This window comes from Sphingorhabdus contaminans, from assembly GCF_007280415.1.
Classification (GTDB): domain Bacteria; phylum Pseudomonadota; class Alphaproteobacteria; order Sphingomonadales; family Sphingomonadaceae; genus Sphingorhabdus_B; species Sphingorhabdus_B contaminans.
The window spans coordinates 616,838-632,315 of the sequence record NZ_VKKU01000001.1; the positions used below are offsets into that span (position 1 = coordinate 616,838).

The 15,478-nt window shown below is 55.2% G+C and carries 17 protein-coding genes; 12 read left to right on the top strand and 5 right to left on the bottom strand.

Annotated features, from left to right (window positions below):
- Positions 1-177: 177 nt before the first annotated feature.
- The 8 genes from ffh (at position 178) to FOM92_RS03170 (ending at position 6,441) form a co-directional block, all read left to right on the top strand.
- Positions 178-1,662, top strand: a complete 1,485-nt coding sequence (ffh, locus tag FOM92_RS03135; protein WP_143775322.1) for a signal recognition particle protein — start codon at positions 178-180, stop codon at positions 1,660-1,662.
- 46 nt (positions 1,663-1,708) lie between these two features.
- The gene (rpsP, locus tag FOM92_RS03140) at positions 1,709-2,236 is read left to right on the top strand and encodes a 30S ribosomal protein S16 (RefSeq protein ID WP_143775323.1); all 528 of its coding nucleotides are present in this window, start codon (positions 1,709-1,711) and stop codon (positions 2,234-2,236) included.
- A 3-nt stretch (positions 2,237-2,239) separates the two neighbouring features.
- Positions 2,240-2,734 (top strand): ribosome maturation factor RimM, encoded by a 495-nt coding sequence (gene rimM / locus FOM92_RS03145; RefSeq protein ID WP_143775324.1) that lies wholly within the window; start codon positions 2,240-2,242, stop codon positions 2,732-2,734.
- Positions 2,731-3,471, top strand: a complete 741-nt coding sequence (trmD, locus tag FOM92_RS03150; RefSeq protein WP_143775325.1) for a tRNA (guanosine(37)-N1)-methyltransferase TrmD — start codon at positions 2,731-2,733, stop codon at positions 3,469-3,471. Before rimM ends, trmD begins: the two co-directional genes overlap by 4 nt.
- A gap of 7 nt (positions 3,472-3,478) precedes the next feature.
- Positions 3,479-3,871, top strand: a complete 393-nt coding sequence (gene rplS, locus FOM92_RS03155; protein WP_143775326.1) for a 50S ribosomal protein L19 — start codon at positions 3,479-3,481, stop codon at positions 3,869-3,871.
- A gap of 102 nt (positions 3,872-3,973) precedes the next feature.
- On the top strand, positions 3,974-4,999 hold the full coding sequence (locus FOM92_RS03160; RefSeq protein ID WP_143775327.1) for an aspartate-semialdehyde dehydrogenase: 1,026 nt from the start codon (positions 3,974-3,976) through the stop codon (positions 4,997-4,999).
- Between the two features lie 15 nt (positions 5,000-5,014).
- On the top strand, positions 5,015-5,797 hold the full coding sequence (locus FOM92_RS03165) for a dimethylarginine dimethylaminohydrolase family protein (protein WP_143775328.1): 783 nt from the start codon (positions 5,015-5,017) through the stop codon (positions 5,795-5,797).
- Complete coding sequence (locus FOM92_RS03170) at positions 5,794-6,441, top strand: 2-hydroxychromene-2-carboxylate isomerase (RefSeq protein WP_143775329.1); 648 nt, start codon at positions 5,794-5,796, stop codon at positions 6,439-6,441. The genes FOM92_RS03165 and FOM92_RS03170 overlap by 4 nt, the downstream gene beginning before the upstream one ends.
- A gap of 9 nt (positions 6,442-6,450) precedes the next feature.
- Here FOM92_RS03170 and FOM92_RS03175 read toward each other — a convergent pair whose 3' ends face one another.
- From FOM92_RS03175 to FOM92_RS03185, 3 genes are read right to left on the bottom strand one after another with little or no spacing between them, the layout of a single operon-like run.
- On the bottom strand, positions 6,451-8,007 hold the full coding sequence (locus FOM92_RS03175) for a DHA2 family efflux MFS transporter permease subunit (protein ID WP_143775330.1): 1,557 nt from the start codon (positions 8,005-8,007) through the stop codon (positions 6,451-6,453).
- Entirely contained in the window at positions 7,982-9,028 is a 1,047-nt protein-coding gene (locus tag FOM92_RS03180; protein ID WP_143775331.1) for an HlyD family secretion protein, read from the bottom strand. The genes FOM92_RS03175 and FOM92_RS03180 overlap by 26 nt, the downstream gene beginning before the upstream one ends.
- Entirely contained in the window at positions 9,021-9,557 is a 537-nt protein-coding gene (locus tag FOM92_RS03185; RefSeq protein WP_342778157.1) for a MarR family winged helix-turn-helix transcriptional regulator, read from the bottom strand. The genes FOM92_RS03180 and FOM92_RS03185 overlap by 8 nt, the downstream gene beginning before the upstream one ends.
- 29 nt (positions 9,558-9,586) lie before the next feature.
- Here FOM92_RS03185 and FOM92_RS03190 point away from each other — a divergent pair, with 29 nt between their 5' ends.
- The 4 genes from FOM92_RS03190 to FOM92_RS03205 are packed head-to-tail and all read left to right on the top strand — an operon-like array spanning position 9,587 to position 13,325.
- A complete protein-coding gene (locus FOM92_RS03190) occupies positions 9,587-10,348 on the top strand; it encodes an alpha/beta fold hydrolase (protein ID WP_143775332.1) in 762 nt (253 codons plus the stop codon).
- Positions 10,348-10,911, top strand: a complete 564-nt coding sequence (locus FOM92_RS03195; protein ID WP_246087208.1) for a GNAT family N-acetyltransferase — start codon at positions 10,348-10,350, stop codon at positions 10,909-10,911. Before FOM92_RS03190 ends, FOM92_RS03195 begins: the two co-directional genes overlap by 1 nt.
- On the top strand, positions 10,908-11,438 hold the full coding sequence (locus FOM92_RS03200; protein ID WP_143775334.1) for a hypothetical protein: 531 nt from the start codon (positions 10,908-10,910) through the stop codon (positions 11,436-11,438). Before FOM92_RS03195 ends, FOM92_RS03200 begins: the two co-directional genes overlap by 4 nt.
- Positions 11,439-11,492: 54 nt before the next feature.
- On the top strand, positions 11,493-13,325 hold the full coding sequence (locus FOM92_RS03205; RefSeq protein WP_143775335.1) for a M2 family metallopeptidase: 1,833 nt from the start codon (positions 11,493-11,495) through the stop codon (positions 13,323-13,325).
- A 69-nt stretch (positions 13,326-13,394) separates the two neighbouring features.
- Here the strand turns inward: FOM92_RS03205 and FOM92_RS03210 are convergent, their stop codons facing one another.
- Both FOM92_RS03210 and FOM92_RS03215 read right to left on the bottom strand, forming a co-directional pair.
- Entirely contained in the window at positions 13,395-13,871 is a 477-nt protein-coding gene (locus FOM92_RS03210; RefSeq protein WP_143775336.1) for a hypothetical protein, read from the bottom strand.
- 64 nt (positions 13,872-13,935) lie between these two features.
- Positions 13,936-15,381 (bottom strand): AMP nucleosidase, encoded by a 1,446-nt coding sequence (locus FOM92_RS03215; RefSeq protein ID WP_143775337.1) that lies wholly within the window; start codon positions 15,379-15,381, stop codon positions 13,936-13,938.
- Positions 15,382-15,478: the final 97 nt, after the last annotated feature.

Consider the following 15,478-nt stretch of genomic DNA (forward strand, 5'->3'; position numbering starts at 1 on the left):
GTTTGCGCAAAGAATCTTGCAATTGGCTACCTTTCCGACTAAGGCGGCGCCAAGCGGGCGAAGGTTCGCAACTGAAATTATGGAAAATCAATCTTTTCCAGGCTGGTCGGCGAAGGTTCGCTCACCGGCTTTTTGTTCGTTTATGCCCTGAATGGGGCATTTTGGTAAGGAAGACGCATGTTTGACAAGCTGAGCGACCGGTTAGGAGGGGTGTTCGACCGCCTGCGTGGTCGCGGTGCGTTGAACGAAGCCGACGTCCGCGAAGCAATGCGCGAAGTGCGCGTTGCCTTGCTGGAGGCGGACGTTGCTCTGCCTGTGGTTCGCGAATTTGTTGAAAAGGCGACCGAAAAGGCCGTTGGCCAGTCGGTTCTGAAATCGGTCACGCCCGGCCAGCAGGTGGTCAAGATCGTTAATGACGCTCTTGTCGAAATGCTGGGCGCGGAACAGAGCGACCTCAATCTGGCGGTTGCACCGCCGGCGATCATCATGATGGTCGGTCTGCAAGGTTCGGGTAAAACCACCACGACCGCCAAAATCGCGAAGATGTTGAAGACGAAGCAGGGCAAAAAGGTCCTGATGGCGTCGCTCGACGTCAACCGTCCGGCCGCGCAGGAACAGCTTGCAACGCTGGGAACGCAGACCGAAGTTGCGACCTTGCCAATCGTGCTGGGGCAGCAGCCGGTTGATATTGCAAAGCGTGCAATGCAGGCGGCAAAGCTGCAGGGCTTTGATGTGCTGTTGCTCGACACCGCCGGGCGTTTGCATGTCGATCAGCAATTGATGGACGAAATGCAGGCGGTGGCGAAGGTATCGACGCCGCAGGAAATCCTGCTCGTTGTGGACTCGCTGACTGGTCAGGATGCGGTCAACGTCGCCAAGAATTTTGGCGAGCGGGTCGATCTGACAGGTATCGTGCTGACCCGTATGGACGGCGATGCGCGCGGCGGTGCGGCGCTTTCGATGCGTGCCGTTACGGGCAAGCCGATCAAATTTGCCGGTGTCGGTGAAAAGCTGGATGCGATCGAGGCCTTTAATCCCGAGCGTGTTGCTGGCCGTATTCTTGGCATGGGCGACGTCGTCGGGCTGGTCGAGCGGGCGGCCGAAATCGTCGACAAGGACGAGGCCGACAAACTCGCCGCGAAAATGGCCAAGGGCCAGTTCGACATGAACGATCTTCGCATGCAGTTCCGCCAGATGACCAAGATGGGCGGCCTGGGCGCGCTGGCAGGGATGATGCCGGGCATGAAAAAGGCTAAGGCAGCGATGGATGCCAGCGGCATGAACGATAAGCTTCTGATCCATATGGACGCAATCATTGGCTCCATGACGCCAAAAGAGCGGGCCAAGCCGGAATTGCTGAACGCCAAACGGAAAATCCGTATCGCCAAGGGTTCGGGCATGACCGTGCAGGATGTGAACAAGCTGATCAAGATGCACCAGGAAATGGCGACCGCCATGAAGCGGATCCGCAAGATGGGTGGCTTGAAGGGATTGGCCGCGATGTTTGGCGGCAAGGGCGGCGCAGATCTGGGCGGGGCGATGGAGGGCATGCACGGCCTGCCGCCCGGCGCGATGCCGCCGGGGATGGGCGGGCTGCCCGGCATGGGCGGCGCAGGCGGACTTCCCCCCGACCTCGCACGACTTCTTAGTAAAAAGAAATAAGTTTCGGATTTAATATAATTTAATACCAGAAAGGTGAGTTAGTTTTATGGCATTATCCATGCGTTTGTCACGCGGCGGTTCGAAGAAGCGTCCTTATTACAAAATCGTCGTTGCCGACGCCCGCGCACCGCGGGACGGCAAGTTCATCGAGCGTATCGGCAGCTACAACCCGCAGCTTCCCAAGGACAGCGACCAGCGCGTTGTACTCGACAGCGAGCGTGCGAAGCACTGGCTGGCCGCTGGCGCGCAGCCTTCGGACCGCGTTGCCCGTTTCCTCGACGCCGCAGGTGTCAAGGAGCGCAAGGCCAAGAACAACCCGAACAAGGGTGAGCCTGGCCAGAAAGCCAAGGACCGCGCTGAAGACAAGGCTGCCAAGGCAGCTGAGGCTGCTGAAGCCGCTGCCGCTGCTGCCGCCGCACCTGAGCCTGAAGTAGTCGAAGAAGCCCCCGCTGCAGAAGAAGCAGCCCCGGCTGAAGCGGTTGCCGAAGAAGCACCTGCCGCGGAAGAAGCACCCGCTGCTGAAGAAGCTGCACCTGCAGCCGAAGAAGCTTCGCAAGAAAAGGCAGAGGGCTAAGCCTTGCCAAACACCACCGTCACGCTGGCCGCCATTTCGGGCGCGCATGGCGTGACGGGTGAGGTGCGGTTGAAGCTGTTTGCCGACAGCATCGACAGCCTCAAACGCTATAAAAGCTTCAATGATGGCGCGCTGACGGTCAAATCCCTGCGCCCCACCAAAGACGGCGCCATCGCGCGCTTTGCCGAGATCAACGATCGTAACGCGGCGGAAAAGTTGCGCAGCACATTGCTGACAGTCCCGCGGGAGGCTTTGCCGCCGCTGGGCGAGGACGAATATTATCACAGCGATCTGCTGGGGCTTCCCTGCGTTTCGACAGAGGGTAAGGACCTTGGCACCTGCATCGCCGTCGAAAATTTCGGCGCGAGCGATGTGCTGGAGATCCAGTTACCATCCGAAGACGGCAAACCGGGCAAGAAATTCATGGTGCCCATGACGAAAGAGGCCGTTCCCGAATGGGGCGACCGCATCGTGATCGATGCCGACTTCGTGATATGAGCTTTCACGCACAGATCCTGACGCTTTACCCCGAAATGTTTCCGGGTCCGCTGGGCGTGTCGCTCGCGGGACGGGCTCTGGAAGAGGGCAAATGGTCGTGCACGCCCATCCATATCCGCGATTATGCGACCGACAAGCATCGTACCGTTGACGATACACCGGCGGGCGGCGGGGCTGGCATGGTGCTGCGCGCGGATATATTGGCGGCGGCTGTCGACGACGCCATGGTCCGGCAGCCAACCGTGCCCATTCTCGCCATGACCCCGCGCGGCAAACCCATTACACAGGCACGCATCCGTGAACTGGCCTCCGGCCCCGGTGTCACCGTATTGTGTGGCCGTTTCGAAGGCTTTGACGAGCGTCTTTTTGACGCACGTCCGCACATTGAGCAGGTTTCGATGGGCGATATTGTCCTGTCAGGGGGCGAAATTGGCGCTTTAATGCTGTTAGACGCTTGCATTCGGCTGCTTCCCGGCGTAATGGGCGCGACTTCCAGCGGTGACGAGGAGTCCTTTGAACAAGGATTGCTTGAATATCCGCACTATACCCGACCCAATGATTGGGAAGGGCGGATGATCCCTGAAGTGTTGCGATCGGGGGATCATGCGAAAATCGCCGCCTGGCGGAAACAAAGGGCGGAGGAAGATACTCGGTTACGCAGACCGGACCTTTGGGGGCGTTACAAGGACGCTCGGGTTCAGCCTGCCTCTGACGTGCAACAGAAGAATAAGGATTAAATGGGGCATGAACCTCATCCAGACACTCGAAGCCGAAGCCATTGCGGCACTGGCAGAAAACAAGAAAATCCCGGCGTTCCGCGCGGGTGACACCGTTAAGGTGGGCGTGAAGGTTATCGAAGGTGACCGTACGCGTATTCAGAATTACGAAGGCGTCTGCATTGCGCGTTCGAACAAGGGTATGGGCTCCAACTTCACCGTACGCAAAATGTCGTTTGGTGAAGGCGTTGAGCGCGTATTCCCGCTGTACAGCCCGAATATCGACAGCATCGAAGTTGTCCGCAAGGGCGTCGTACGTCGTGCGAAGCTTTATTATCTGCGTGGTTTGACCGGTAAGAAGGCGCGTATCGCCGAACGCCGTGACCCGCGCACTATTAAGACCACCGAGGCTGCCGAATAAGGCAGGGGCTCCGCTGCGTTCTTAAACCGAACATGAAAGGCCGGGCTCCCACAAAGAGCCCGGCCTTTTTCTTTGTCCAAACCTGATCTGAGGGAAACATTTATGGGTTATCGTATCGTAGTCGCCGGCGCGACGGGCAATGTTGGCCGTGAAGTCGTCAACATCCTGGCAGAGCGCGAATTCCCCGCTGACGAAATCGCCGTACTGGCATCGTCGCGCAGTCAGGGGATCGAAATCGAATATGGCGACACCGGCAAAATGCTGAAGGTCCAGAATATCGAACATTTCGACTGGAACGGCTGGGATATGGCCATTTTTGCGATCGGTTCGGATGCGACCAAGAAATTTGCGCCCATCGCTGCGGCGGCAGGTTGTGTGGTCATCGACAACAGTTCGCTGCACCGTATGGACCCCGACATTCCCCTGATCGTTCCGGAAGTAAATCCGGACGCGATTGACGGCTACACACGCAAGAACATCATCGCCAATCCCAACTGCTCCACGGCACAGCTTGTCGTCGCCCTGAAGCCCTTGCACGATTATGCCAACATTACGCGCGTTGTCGTGTCGACATATCAATCGGTGTCGGGCGCAGGTAAGGCAGGTATGGATGAACTGTTCGATCAGAGCCGAAACATCTTTGTAGGTGACAGTGTCGAGCCCAAAAAGTTCACCAAGCAGATCGCCTTCAACCTGATCCCCCACATCGACAGTTTCCTGGAGGACGGATACACCAAGGAAGAATGGAAGATGATGGTCGAGGTGAAGAAGATACTCGACCCCAAGATCAAGCTGACGGCAACCTGCGTCCGCGTGCCGGTCTTTGTCGGCCACAGTGAAGCCGTTTCCATTGAATATGAGCGGGAAATGTCGGCGGCCAAGGCCAAGTCGATTTTGCGCGAGTCGCCCGGCATCATGCTGGTCGACAAGCATGAAGATGGCGGTTACGCGACCCCGATCGAGGCCGCTGGCGATGACGCCACCTATGTCAGCCGCGTCCGCGAAGACCCGACCGTAGATAACGGACTTGCCTTCTGGTGCGTGTCCGATAACCTTCGCAAGGGGGCGGCTTTGAATGCCGTACAGATCGCTGAACTGTTGGGACGGCGGCATTTGAAGAAGGGGTAATTTCGGTCACCGCGCATGTTTGACTATAGTCATGCCATCGTCCGAAGCCCTGCCGCATCCGTGGTGGCAGGGTTGCGGGCAGGTGACGGGCCGGATCCCGATTTCGAAGCGCTCTGCGCCGAACATGATGCCTATGTGCGGACGTTGGAAAGCCTCGGTCTGCACGTAACGCAGCTGCCTGCATCGGAAGCGTTTCCCGATTCCATATTTGTCGAAGACCCTGCGCTTGTTTTTGGCGAGGGGGCGATTGTGCTCAATCTTGCAGCGCCGAGCCGGGCAGGGGAGTCGGCCCTGCTTGCGCCTGTGCTGGAAGAGCGCTTTGAAACCGTCCTTCGCATGCAGGGGCCGGGTCACGCGGATGGCGGAGATATCCTGGTTCTGCGGGATCGGGTTTTAATCGGGCTGTCCAACCGCACTGATCGTGCCGGTGCAGAAGAGCTGATTTCTTTGCTGGCACGCTTGGGAAAGAAGGGCGAGATTGCGGAAACGCCCCCGGGCATCCTGCATTTCAAGACGGGATGCAGCCTGATTGACGAGGAAACTGTATTCGCGCTCGCGCCGATGGCCAATTCAACCGCTTTTGCCGGTATGCGCGTGGTTGAAGTTCCGGAAGGCGAGGAAAAAGCCGCCAACAAGCTCCGTATCCGGGACAGCATATTGATGGGCGCTGGGTTTCACAAAAGCCGCGCCATTGTCGAATCCTTTGGTATCCCGACCATCGGTTTAAGTGTCGAACATATCGGCCGGATTGATGCGGGCCTGTCGTGCATGTCATTACGCTGGAGAGAGAAGATATGACATTATCCGCAGATGTGTTCTGGTCATTTCGTAGCCCCTATAGCTACCTAGCGACACGGCGCTATCGTGCCCTGGCCGAAGAATATGATCTGGAGATCAACCTTCGCCCGGTCTATCCGCTGGCAATACGGGAGCCCAATTTCTTCGAACGCAACCATCCCAACTGGCTGCGTTATACCTTTACCGACATGTTCCGCGTGGCGCAGTATCACGGTATCCCATTTGGTCCGCCCAAGCCCGATCCCATTGTCCAGAATGTCATCACGCGGCAAATCGCAGAAGAACAGCCCTACATTTTTCGTCTTACGCGCCTTGGTCAGGCTGCGGCGCGTCGGGGGCAGAGTCTGGCATTTTGTGACGAGGTTTCCCGCCTGATCTGGGGTGGCGCGGAAAACTGGCATGAAGGCGATCATCTTGCCGGCGCGGCGACACGCGCAGGATTAGACCTGGCCGAACTCGATGCCGAAGCCGCGCAGGACGCCGAAGCACTGGACGCCGAAATTGCGGCTAATCAGGCGATGCTGGAGGCTGCGGGCCATTGGGGCGTTCCTACACTGGTTTTCGATGGCGAACCCTTTTTTGGGCAGGACCGTATCGAAATGGCGGTCTGGCGAATGCAGCAAAAGGGTTTGGAGCCGCGCTGAATAAGGCTGTTAATCTGCCATCACCGGTTGTTGGCCCGGGGCCGGTTTTCCTGGTTTGAGCATGAAGATCAGCGGGCTCATCAATATGAGCAGGAACATCATCAGCTTGAAGTCATCGAGATAGGCGATCATCGCGGCCTGCCGGTTAATTTCCAGGTTGATCAGTTGCAGACCTGCTTCACCCAATGCGCCCAGCCGATCGGTCGTCGACAGGTCCAATGTGGGCATGGACGACGCGGTAATGTGCCCCGCCAAGTCCGCATGGCTTGTCTGCATGTTGCGGGCGAGCATCGTTGTCATGATCGAAATGCCGAAACTGCCCCCCAGACTGCGGAACAGATAGAGTAGAGATGCTCCGTCCGTCCGGAGTCGCATGGGAAGGGTGGAAAAGGCTACACCATTCAGTGGAATGAAAACGAAACCCATGCCGAAGCCCTGCAAAAGGCCCGTATAGACGATCAGGTGCCAATCCATATTGAGCGACCATTTTGTCATCATCCATACTGAAATGGCAGTCATAATGAAACCGCTGAAGATGATGATCCGCGCATCCATTTTTCCGGTCAGGCGCGAGGCAATGAACATGGCAAGCAAAATGCCGACGCCCCGGGGAGCCAGCAAAACCCCCGTGTCGTAAACGCTATAGCCGAACAGATTTTGCAGCATTGGCGGCAGCAGGGCGAATAAACCGAACATCATCATGCCGACGAGCAGCATCATGTTGAGCGCGATGAAAAAGTTCCGGTCGCTGAGCAGAAGCCGTTCGAACATCGGTCTTTTGGTCGTCATTTGATGGACGGCAAAAATCCACAAGGCTCCGATGACCACAAGCAGTTCAATGATGATTTCCCAGCTTTGCAGCCAGTCTTCCTGCTGACCTCGGTCCAGCAGCAGTTGCAGCGTCGCAAGGCCAATGGCCAACATGGCAAATCCGAACCTGTCCAGTTCACGCCGCACAACCGGGCGGGATGGCAAGAGCCACCACAATATAATCAGGGTCGGTATTCCTATTGGCAGGTTGATATAGAAAACCCAGCGCCAGTTATAGCTTTCGGTCAGCCACCCTCCCACCATCGGGCCCATGATCGGGGCAATCATGATGCCCATGCCCCAGATGGCCATTGCCCGGGGGGCTTCCGATGGCTTGTTGATGTCCAGCATGATGGTTTGGGACAAAGGGCCGATGAAGGCCGCGCAAATCCCCTGGAAAACACGGAATATAACCATTTCCGTCAGGCCGGTTGCGATGCCGCACAGCATTGATGCAAAAATGAAACCCGCCACCGCACCCAGAAACAAATTCCGGCTGCCAATCCGGTCGGACAGCCATCCGGTAATGGGCATGGCAACTGCACTGGCCACAATATAGCTCGTCAGGACCCAGGTGATCGTATCCATCGTGGCGCCAAGGCTAGTCTGCATATGCGGAATAGCGACATTGGCGATGGTGGAATCGAGAATTTGCACGATACTGGCGCCCATCACCGCAAGCGTGAGCAGCGCCTTGTTTTTGACCGGATAGGCCGCGACGTCGTGGGGATTATTTGTCGGTGTCGATGCGGACATGTGCCGACAGCCCTGCGATCATTTTGCGCTTCGGTTTGTCGGTAATCATGATGCGAACCGGTACACGCTGCGTCACTTTCACCCAGTTACCATTGGCATTTTGCGCAGGCAGAACGGAAAACTCCGATCCCGTTCCGGCACCGATGCTCGATACCTTTCCGCGCAGTTTCAGATCGGGGTAAGCGTCAAAAGTGATTTCGGCCGGCTGCCCGACGCGCATCTGGGCAAGGTCGGTTTCCTTGAAATTGGCTTCGATCCAGCTTCGGTCGCTGGCCACGATCGTGACGCCGGGCAGGCCCTGGACCATCATCTGTCCGACTTGCAACCGGTCTGCCTGGCTTACAATTCCCGAAACCGGTGCGCGTACCGTTGTGCGGGACAGGTTCAGCAATGCCTGTTCACGCTGCACCTGACCGGCTTTGATGGCCGGGTTTACGCCGGGTGCTGCAGACCCTGTGGCAAGGGCGGCGCGCGCTTTCGTTGCCTCGGCCTCGGCAGAGGCAACGCGGCTACGTGCATCGGACAGGGCATGCTCGGCGGCTTGCAGCCGGGCGCGTGTGGTAAAGCCGTCCTGCATCAGGGACGCCTGGCGCTGATATTCCTTTTCGTAAAAGGCGACATCCTCGCGTGCGCTTTCGATATCAATGCCGGTGGTCTGGTAATCGGTTTGCAATGTTGTGACACGGACCTGTGCGGCGGCGATGCTGGCATCGGCCTGTTCGATTGCGATGCGGTAGGGTTCGGGATCTATCCGGAACAGAAGATCGCCTGCCTGCACCTGCTGGTTTTCGCGCACGGCGACTTCGACAATGCGTCCGCCCACCTCGGCAGAGATGGACACCTTATCCTGCTGCACATAGGCATTGTCGGTGGATACATAATGATCATTGGCAATATAATAGCCCACGCCGCCTGCAATCAGCAGGAGGGGGACAGAGAACATCAGAGCGATCCGCGCAAAACGGCGCGGCTTTTTCTGGATATGTGTATCCATGTCCATCTTGGGGTCGGCTTCAGCCATGGGCGGTCTCTAAAGGCTTTCGGGTCAAATTGGCGCGGATGGTGTCCAGCATGGATTCAAGTTGCGTCCGCTGGTTATCGTCCAGCCCTGCAAGCGCATCTTCGAACAGGGCGAGGGCGGTCGGCCGCAAGGCGTCGATCCGGCTTTCCCCCAAAGGTGTCAAATGCAGGCGCCATGCGCGCCGGTCCTTGGGATCCGCCCTGCGCTCGACCAGGCCGGATTCCTGCAGCCGGTCGATCATGCGGCCAAGGGTAATGGGTTCGACATCCAGCATATCGGCCATGCTCACCTGGGTGGAACCGTCAAAACGTTTCAGCAAAGCGAGGACGCGCCACTGCGGACGAGTCACGCCGACGGCGCGGGCCCGCTCGTCAAAGGACCGCCGCAAAAGGCGTGCCGCATCACCCAACAAGAACCCGATATCGTCGCTCATTCCATCGACATAATAGCTATGCTTATTATAGGCAAGTCTAGTCTGTTGGTCCGGACCGAAAAATGGCTTTTCTCCGGCCTCCAGCCATGGCAACACCACAACCCAACCGAATGGAAAGAGCCCAAATGGCCGTCACTTCAAACAGCTTCGAAAGCTTCAGCCAAGTTAACATATTCTGGAAAGAAACCGGGGAAGGGCGACCATTGTTGCTAATCCACGGCTATTTCAGCGAAGCGGAAACAAACTGGATAAAATACGGCCATGCCGACGCGCTGGCCAAAGCAGGCTATCGCGTAATCATGCCCGACCTACGCGCCCATGGACTCAGCGGAAAACCTCACGACCCTGCATCCTATCCTCCGGACATACTTGCCGATGACCAGTTCGCCTTGCTCCAACATCTGGGTATCATCGATTATGACCTTGGCGGATATTCTCTGGGCGGACGAACCGTCGCTCGGATGCTTGCCAGAGGAGCAAAGCCCGGTCGGGCGATCATATCCGGCATGGGTCTCGAAGGATTGACCCAAACCGCAAAGCGCAGCGGGCATTTCAAGCATGTTCTCGATAATTTAGGCCAACACGAGCGGGGTTCTCCCGCCTTCATGGCGGAAGCTTTTCTGAAAACTACCGGCGGTGATCCCGTTGCACTGCGACTCATACTGGATAGTTTTGTTGATACCACAGAGGCACAGTTACGCAGCATTGAAGTGCCCGTGGCGGTCATTTGTGGTGCTGAGGATCAGGACAATGGCTCGGCATCAGATCTTGCGGCAATTCTTCCACTAGGCAGACTTTTCGAAGTGCCCGGCAATCACATGAGCGCTGTCGTGAAACCAGATTTGGGCGCAGCAATGGTAACAGCATTAACGGGGCCGTTGTGGTGATGTTTCCTCCATTCGATATCCAGCCCACGCTGGTCGGTACAAAAGTGTGCCTCCGTCCGCTTGCCGAAGATGATTTTGATGCGCTTTATACTGTCGCATCAGATCCTGATATTTGGGCAATGCATCCCCATCGGGACAGATACAAACGCGAGGTGTTCGAAGGCTTTTTTGCCGAAGCCATAGCATCGCGTGGCTCCTTTGCTATTTTGGATCAATCTACTGGTGTTATGATCGGAAGCAGCCGCTTTGCAAATTATGACGCGGAGGCGAGCGAGATTGAAATCGGGTGGACCTTTTTCGCTTGTAGCCACTGGAGGGGAGGGTTTAATCGCGAAGCGAAAGCTCTGATGCTCCGGCATATTTTCCCACATGTAAACATTGTGGTTTTTCAGATCGGCGCACATAATCTGCGATCACGCAAGGCAGTCGAGCGGCTTGGAGCAAGGCTAGTCCGAAACTATGTGCGGGAATACCGGGGGCAAAAGCAAGGTTACGTAATGTACCATTTAACCTTAGAAGGGGCGCAAACCGGTGCCCTGGCATTGGCGTTGGAGAATATATGATGCGCGAAAGCAAATTGGAGCGGCATTTCTGGCGTTTTTGGCTTGGTGGGTTGCTTATTCTTGCTGCAATGATCGCCATGAACCCTTTGTTTACTAATCCTGTTTCCCCCTGGGGTATCCGCGATCATCAGTCTGCGGGGTCTGCGCTTCGAGTCGACGCCATTCAGGCTGCATGGCAAGCTGCGGGCGTTATGAATTTGGCCCGTTTCGGAATTGCGCTCGATCTAGTTTATATCGGCATTTATTCTTTTGGAGCGTATTGTGGCGGACGGTTGTTCGCGCGTTCTGGGGGCGCGGCTCTGCGTCGTCTCGGATGGGTCATTGTTGGGGCCGCGGTCGTTGTGGGCGTTGCCGACTATGTGGAAACTATAAGCGAATTCATTCAGGCCATGACCTTTAAAGGTGATGATAACTTGGCCTTCATCGCGGCGACGGCCCAACCTGTTAAATCAACGGCATTTCTTGTTACTTTTTTTGGTCTGCTAATTGCTTTGTTTCTTCGACGAAAGGCGAGGCAGTCCGCTTGACGACCAAGAAAGAAAGTTCCAACATCCGGTCATATTATTTGCTGGGAACCTCAAATGAAAAAACTAGTCTCCTTTGCCGCTCTGGCAGCTGCATCCATCACGATTCCATCGGTCGCTTCTGCGCAAAGTGCCGATGTGGCAACCACGGCACCCTCTATTGCAGAAGCTGAAGCTTTTCTGGCCCGAGCCGAAAAGGATCTGTTCGATTTCTCCGTTGAGGGTGGACGTGTTGCTTGGGTAAACAGCACATATATTACCGACGACACCGACGCATTGGCGGCCAAATATGGCGAGATTGGTACGGAAAAGTCAGTCCAATATGCTCTCGAGGCAGCAAAGTATCAGAACGTCAGCGGACTCTCATCTGAAGCCAAGCGCAAACTTGACATATTACGCGGTGGCTTAGTCTTGCCGGCGCCAACCACGCCGGGCGCTGCCAAGGAATTGGCTGAAATTGCGACCCGCCTCAATTCTTCTTATGGCAAAGGCAAAGGTACTCTGAGGGGCCAGCCGATCAACGGTTCTGATATCGAAGCGGAAATGGGCACGAACCGCAATCCGGACGAATTGAAAGAGATGTGGGTTAGTTGGCATGACAATGTCGGCGCGCCCATGAAGACCGATTATGTCCGAATGGTAGAGATAGCGAACAAGGGCGCGCAAGAACTCGGCTTTGCTGATTTGGGCGCGATGTGGCGTTCTGGTTACGATATGCCTGCAGATGATTTCGCAAAGCTCACCGACAAGCTTTGGTTGGAAGTGAAGCCGCTCTACGATGAGCTGCACACCTATGTCCGCACTCAGTTGAATAAGAAGTATGGCGACGCAGTACAGGGGAAAACCGGCGCTATTCGTGCGGATCTGCTCGGCAATATGTGGGCACAGGAATGGGGCGATATCTATGATATCGTTGCACCGGCAGGATCTGGGGACATCGGTTATGATATCGGCGAATTGCTGAAGGCAAAAAAAGTCGATGAGATTGGCATGGTCAAAATTGGCGAAGGCTTTTTCTCGTCACTCGGTTTCGCACCATTGCCCGAATCATTTTACGCTCGCTCACAATTTCTGAAGCCCGCCGATCGTGAAGTTGTATGTCATGCTTCGGCATGGAACATTGATAATGTCGATGATCTGCGGATCAAAATGTGCATCAAAATCAATAGCAACGATTTTGTGACGGTTCACCATGAACTCGGTCACAATTACTATCAGCGTGCGTATAACAATCAGAGCTATCTACACCTTAACGGAGCCAATGACGGCTTTCACGAAGCGATTGGCGACGCGATCGCGTTGTCGATTACTCCAGAATATCTGGTGCAGATTGGTTTACTTGACGCGTCCAAGGTGCCAAGCGCGGATAAAGACAATGGTCTGCTGTTGCGGCAAGCAATGGACAAGGTGGCTTTTCTGCCATTCAGTGTCATCGTTGATAAATGGCGTTGGGGCGTGTTTGCCGGCGACATCAAACCTGCCGATTATAACACTGCTTGGACGAAACTTCGTACCCAGTATCAGGGTATTGTTCCACCTGTGCCTCGTGATGTGAATGCATTTGACGCAGGTGCGAAGTATCACGTGCCTGGAAACACGCCTTATACACGCTATTTTCTTGCGCGCATCTTGCAGTTCCAATTTTACAAGGCCGCTTGCGATGCCGCCGGTTGGAAGGGACCGCTTCACCGTTGCTCCTTCTATGGCAACAAGGAAGTCGGCAAACGATTGAATGCCATGTTGGAAATGGGAGCGTCAAAGCCATGGCCATACGCATTAGAGGCTTTTACTGGCAGCCGCGAAATGTCTGGCAAAGCAATGCTGGAATATTTTGCACCGTTAATGAAATGGCTGAAAACTCAAAATAAAGGCGCAAAGAAGGGCTGGTAATTTAGGAAGAGGCCCCACGTTGTTATGGGGCAGCTTCCCTTCAATGAGCGAATTCCGCTTATGGCTGATCTATTCAGTCGCCTTCGCAGCTGGCTTTGATGGTGCGATTGCCTTGGGCTTTGCTGGTGATTTTGTAGTCGTGCCGACCGCTGTCGGCTTAGATTCCGAACTTGGTTTAGTTGGGGCTTTTACGTTGGGTGCTCCCGGCTTTTTGGCGCTTGGCTTTTTGAGCGCAGCTTTTTTGACAGGCGCTTTGCGAGGAGCTTTGGATTTCTGAGCATCCAGTGCTTTCTTCCCAGCAACTGCGGCAACGGCTGCTGCTGCAACCACAGCACCAGCAACGGCCGCTGTCTTGCCCGGATGAGCTTTCACGGACTTAACAGCCCGCGTGGCTACGTCACCAATTCTGTCAGCAGCAGATCGCGCGCTATTGGAAGCGGATTCGACTCCTGACTGCGTTTTGCCCTTCGCCTTTTTCGCAATAGAGCGCAGTTTGGTTCCCACCTTTTCCAATGCGTCTGATGTTTTACTTTTTTGTACCATCATTATCTCCCTTGCGGTCTAGAAGTGTAACATAACGCGTTGTACCAATAGTAAGTTCCGACTTAGGTTAACGGAATGGCGGCTCGTTAAAGGCACGAAGCTTGCGGCTGTGTAAACTGTTGCCAGCTTCTCTGAGCAGATCACAGGTTTGGATTCCAATTTGGAGATGTGCAGCAATCGCTTCTTCGTAGAACCGATTTGCTTGTCCTGGCAGTTTGATTTCGCCATGTAACGGCTTGTCCGAAACGCACAGCAATGTGCCATAGGGGACGCGGAACCGATAGCCTTGCGCCGCAATCGTAGCTGATTCCATATCAATAGCGATTGCACGGCTTTGCGAAAAGCGAAGTGCCGAAGCGGAGTAGCGCAATTCCCAATTACGGTCGTCTGTAGTCACGACAGTACCCGTACGCATTCGACGCTTGAGGTTTGCTCCGCTTGTGCCTGAAACATGTTCCGCCGCTACAGCTAGTGCTTGCTGTACTTCTGCAATTGGAGGGATAGGTATTTCGGGCGGCAGTACATCGTCTAGAATATGGTCGTCTCGCAAATAGGCGTGAGCCAACACATAGTCGCCAATACGCTGAGTTTCGCGTAACCCCCCGCAATGGCCAATCATTAACCACGCTTCAGGGCGCATGACCGCCAAATGATCACATATTGTTTTTGCGTTTGACGGGCCGACGCCGATGTTTACCAACGTTATACCGGATCGGTCCGGCGCCATCAGGTGATAAGCAGGCATCTGATGGCGACGCCAAGTGCTATCAGCTACAAGTTGTGCCGCATTATCGGTAGATTGGTCAACATAAAGTCCACCAGCACCGGAGAGAGCGGTATAGCGCCCATTACCTACTTGCGTGCATGCCCAGCTAACAAACTCGTCCACATAGCGGTGGTAGTTTGTAAACAGGATATAATTCTGGACATGCTCAGCAGGTGCGCCCGTATAGTGACGTAGGCGCGCAAGGGAAAAATCAGTGCGCAAAGCGTCGAACAATGCCAGCGGTGCGTTATCGGTTCCCTTAATTCGCAGAAGTCCATCCGCTATCTCGTCACCAATATCTGCCAACTCGGTTGTCGGGAAGTGTCTGGCTAATTCGTTCGGGCTGGTCGTGCCCAATTCCAGATCTGCCGAGCCGTCAAGGACGTAGGGAAACGGTATTTCCTGACTACTGCGGCCTACGGAGATATCGAGTTCATATTGTTCGACTAAAAGGTCAAGCTGCTCTCCCACATAATCCGCAAACATTTCCGGCTTGGTAAATGTTGTTCGATATGTTCCGACTTTCTCCAACTTGCCGAAAGATAAGTTAGTAACAGTCTCCCGCTCCTTTCCGCGGTAGGTGATTACCAGTTCCGGATAACAGAAGTCGCGACGCTCTCGTTCGTCAGCGCTAGGCGGAGTGCCCGTCTTTAGATAGTGAGCTACAGCGTTTTGAAGCCGCTTAACCGAGGCATCATACTCGGTTATGAGCTGATTTATGAGCGTGGATGAATATTCGCTAGGCATAAGCACGCTTCGACGAATTTTCCAATTTTCGCAACAAAAAAGGGAGGGTGAGCCCTCCCTTCGTTGTGTTTGGATCCGACAAATCTAATCTAGGATG

Excerpts from the sequence above, each read along its gene's own strand:
- FOM92_RS03215 (WP_143775337.1), bottom strand. The coding sequence starts at position 15,381 with ATGCCTAGCGAATATTCATCCACGCTCATAAATCAGCTCATAACCGAG.
- FOM92_RS03190 (WP_143775332.1), top strand. The coding sequence starts at position 9,587 with ATGGCCGTCACTTCAAACAGCTTCGAAAGCTTCAGCCAAGTTAACATA.
- FOM92_RS03175 (WP_143775330.1), bottom strand. The coding sequence starts at position 8,007 with ATGTCCGCATCGACACCGACAAATAATCCCCACGACGTCGCGGCCTAT.
- FOM92_RS03210 (WP_143775336.1), bottom strand. The coding sequence starts at position 13,871 with ATGATGGTACAAAAAAGTAAAACATCAGACGCATTGGAAAAGGTGGGA.
- FOM92_RS03200 (WP_143775334.1), top strand. The coding sequence starts at position 10,908 with ATGATGCGCGAAAGCAAATTGGAGCGGCATTTCTGGCGTTTTTGGCTT.
- FOM92_RS03195 (WP_246087208.1), top strand. The coding sequence starts at position 10,348 with ATGTTTCCTCCATTCGATATCCAGCCCACGCTGGTCGGTACAAAAGTG.
- FOM92_RS03205 (WP_143775335.1), top strand. The coding sequence starts at position 11,493 with ATGAAAAAACTAGTCTCCTTTGCCGCTCTGGCAGCTGCATCCATCACG.
- FOM92_RS03160 (WP_143775327.1), top strand. The coding sequence starts at position 3,974 with ATGGGTTATCGTATCGTAGTCGCCGGCGCGACGGGCAATGTTGGCCGT.
- ffh (WP_143775322.1), top strand. The coding sequence starts at position 178 with ATGTTTGACAAGCTGAGCGACCGGTTAGGAGGGGTGTTCGACCGCCTG.
- rpsP (WP_143775323.1), top strand. The coding sequence starts at position 1,709 with ATGGCATTATCCATGCGTTTGTCACGCGGCGGTTCGAAGAAGCGTCCT.
- FOM92_RS03165 (WP_143775328.1), top strand. The coding sequence starts at position 5,015 with ATGTTTGACTATAGTCATGCCATCGTCCGAAGCCCTGCCGCATCCGTG.
- FOM92_RS03170 (WP_143775329.1), top strand. The coding sequence starts at position 5,794 with ATGACATTATCCGCAGATGTGTTCTGGTCATTTCGTAGCCCCTATAGC.
- rplS (WP_143775326.1), top strand. The coding sequence starts at position 3,479 with ATGAACCTCATCCAGACACTCGAAGCCGAAGCCATTGCGGCACTGGCA.
- FOM92_RS03180 (WP_143775331.1), bottom strand. The coding sequence starts at position 9,028 with ATGGCTGAAGCCGACCCCAAGATGGACATGGATACACATATCCAGAAA.
- trmD (WP_143775325.1), top strand. The coding sequence starts at position 2,731 with ATGAGCTTTCACGCACAGATCCTGACGCTTTACCCCGAAATGTTTCCG.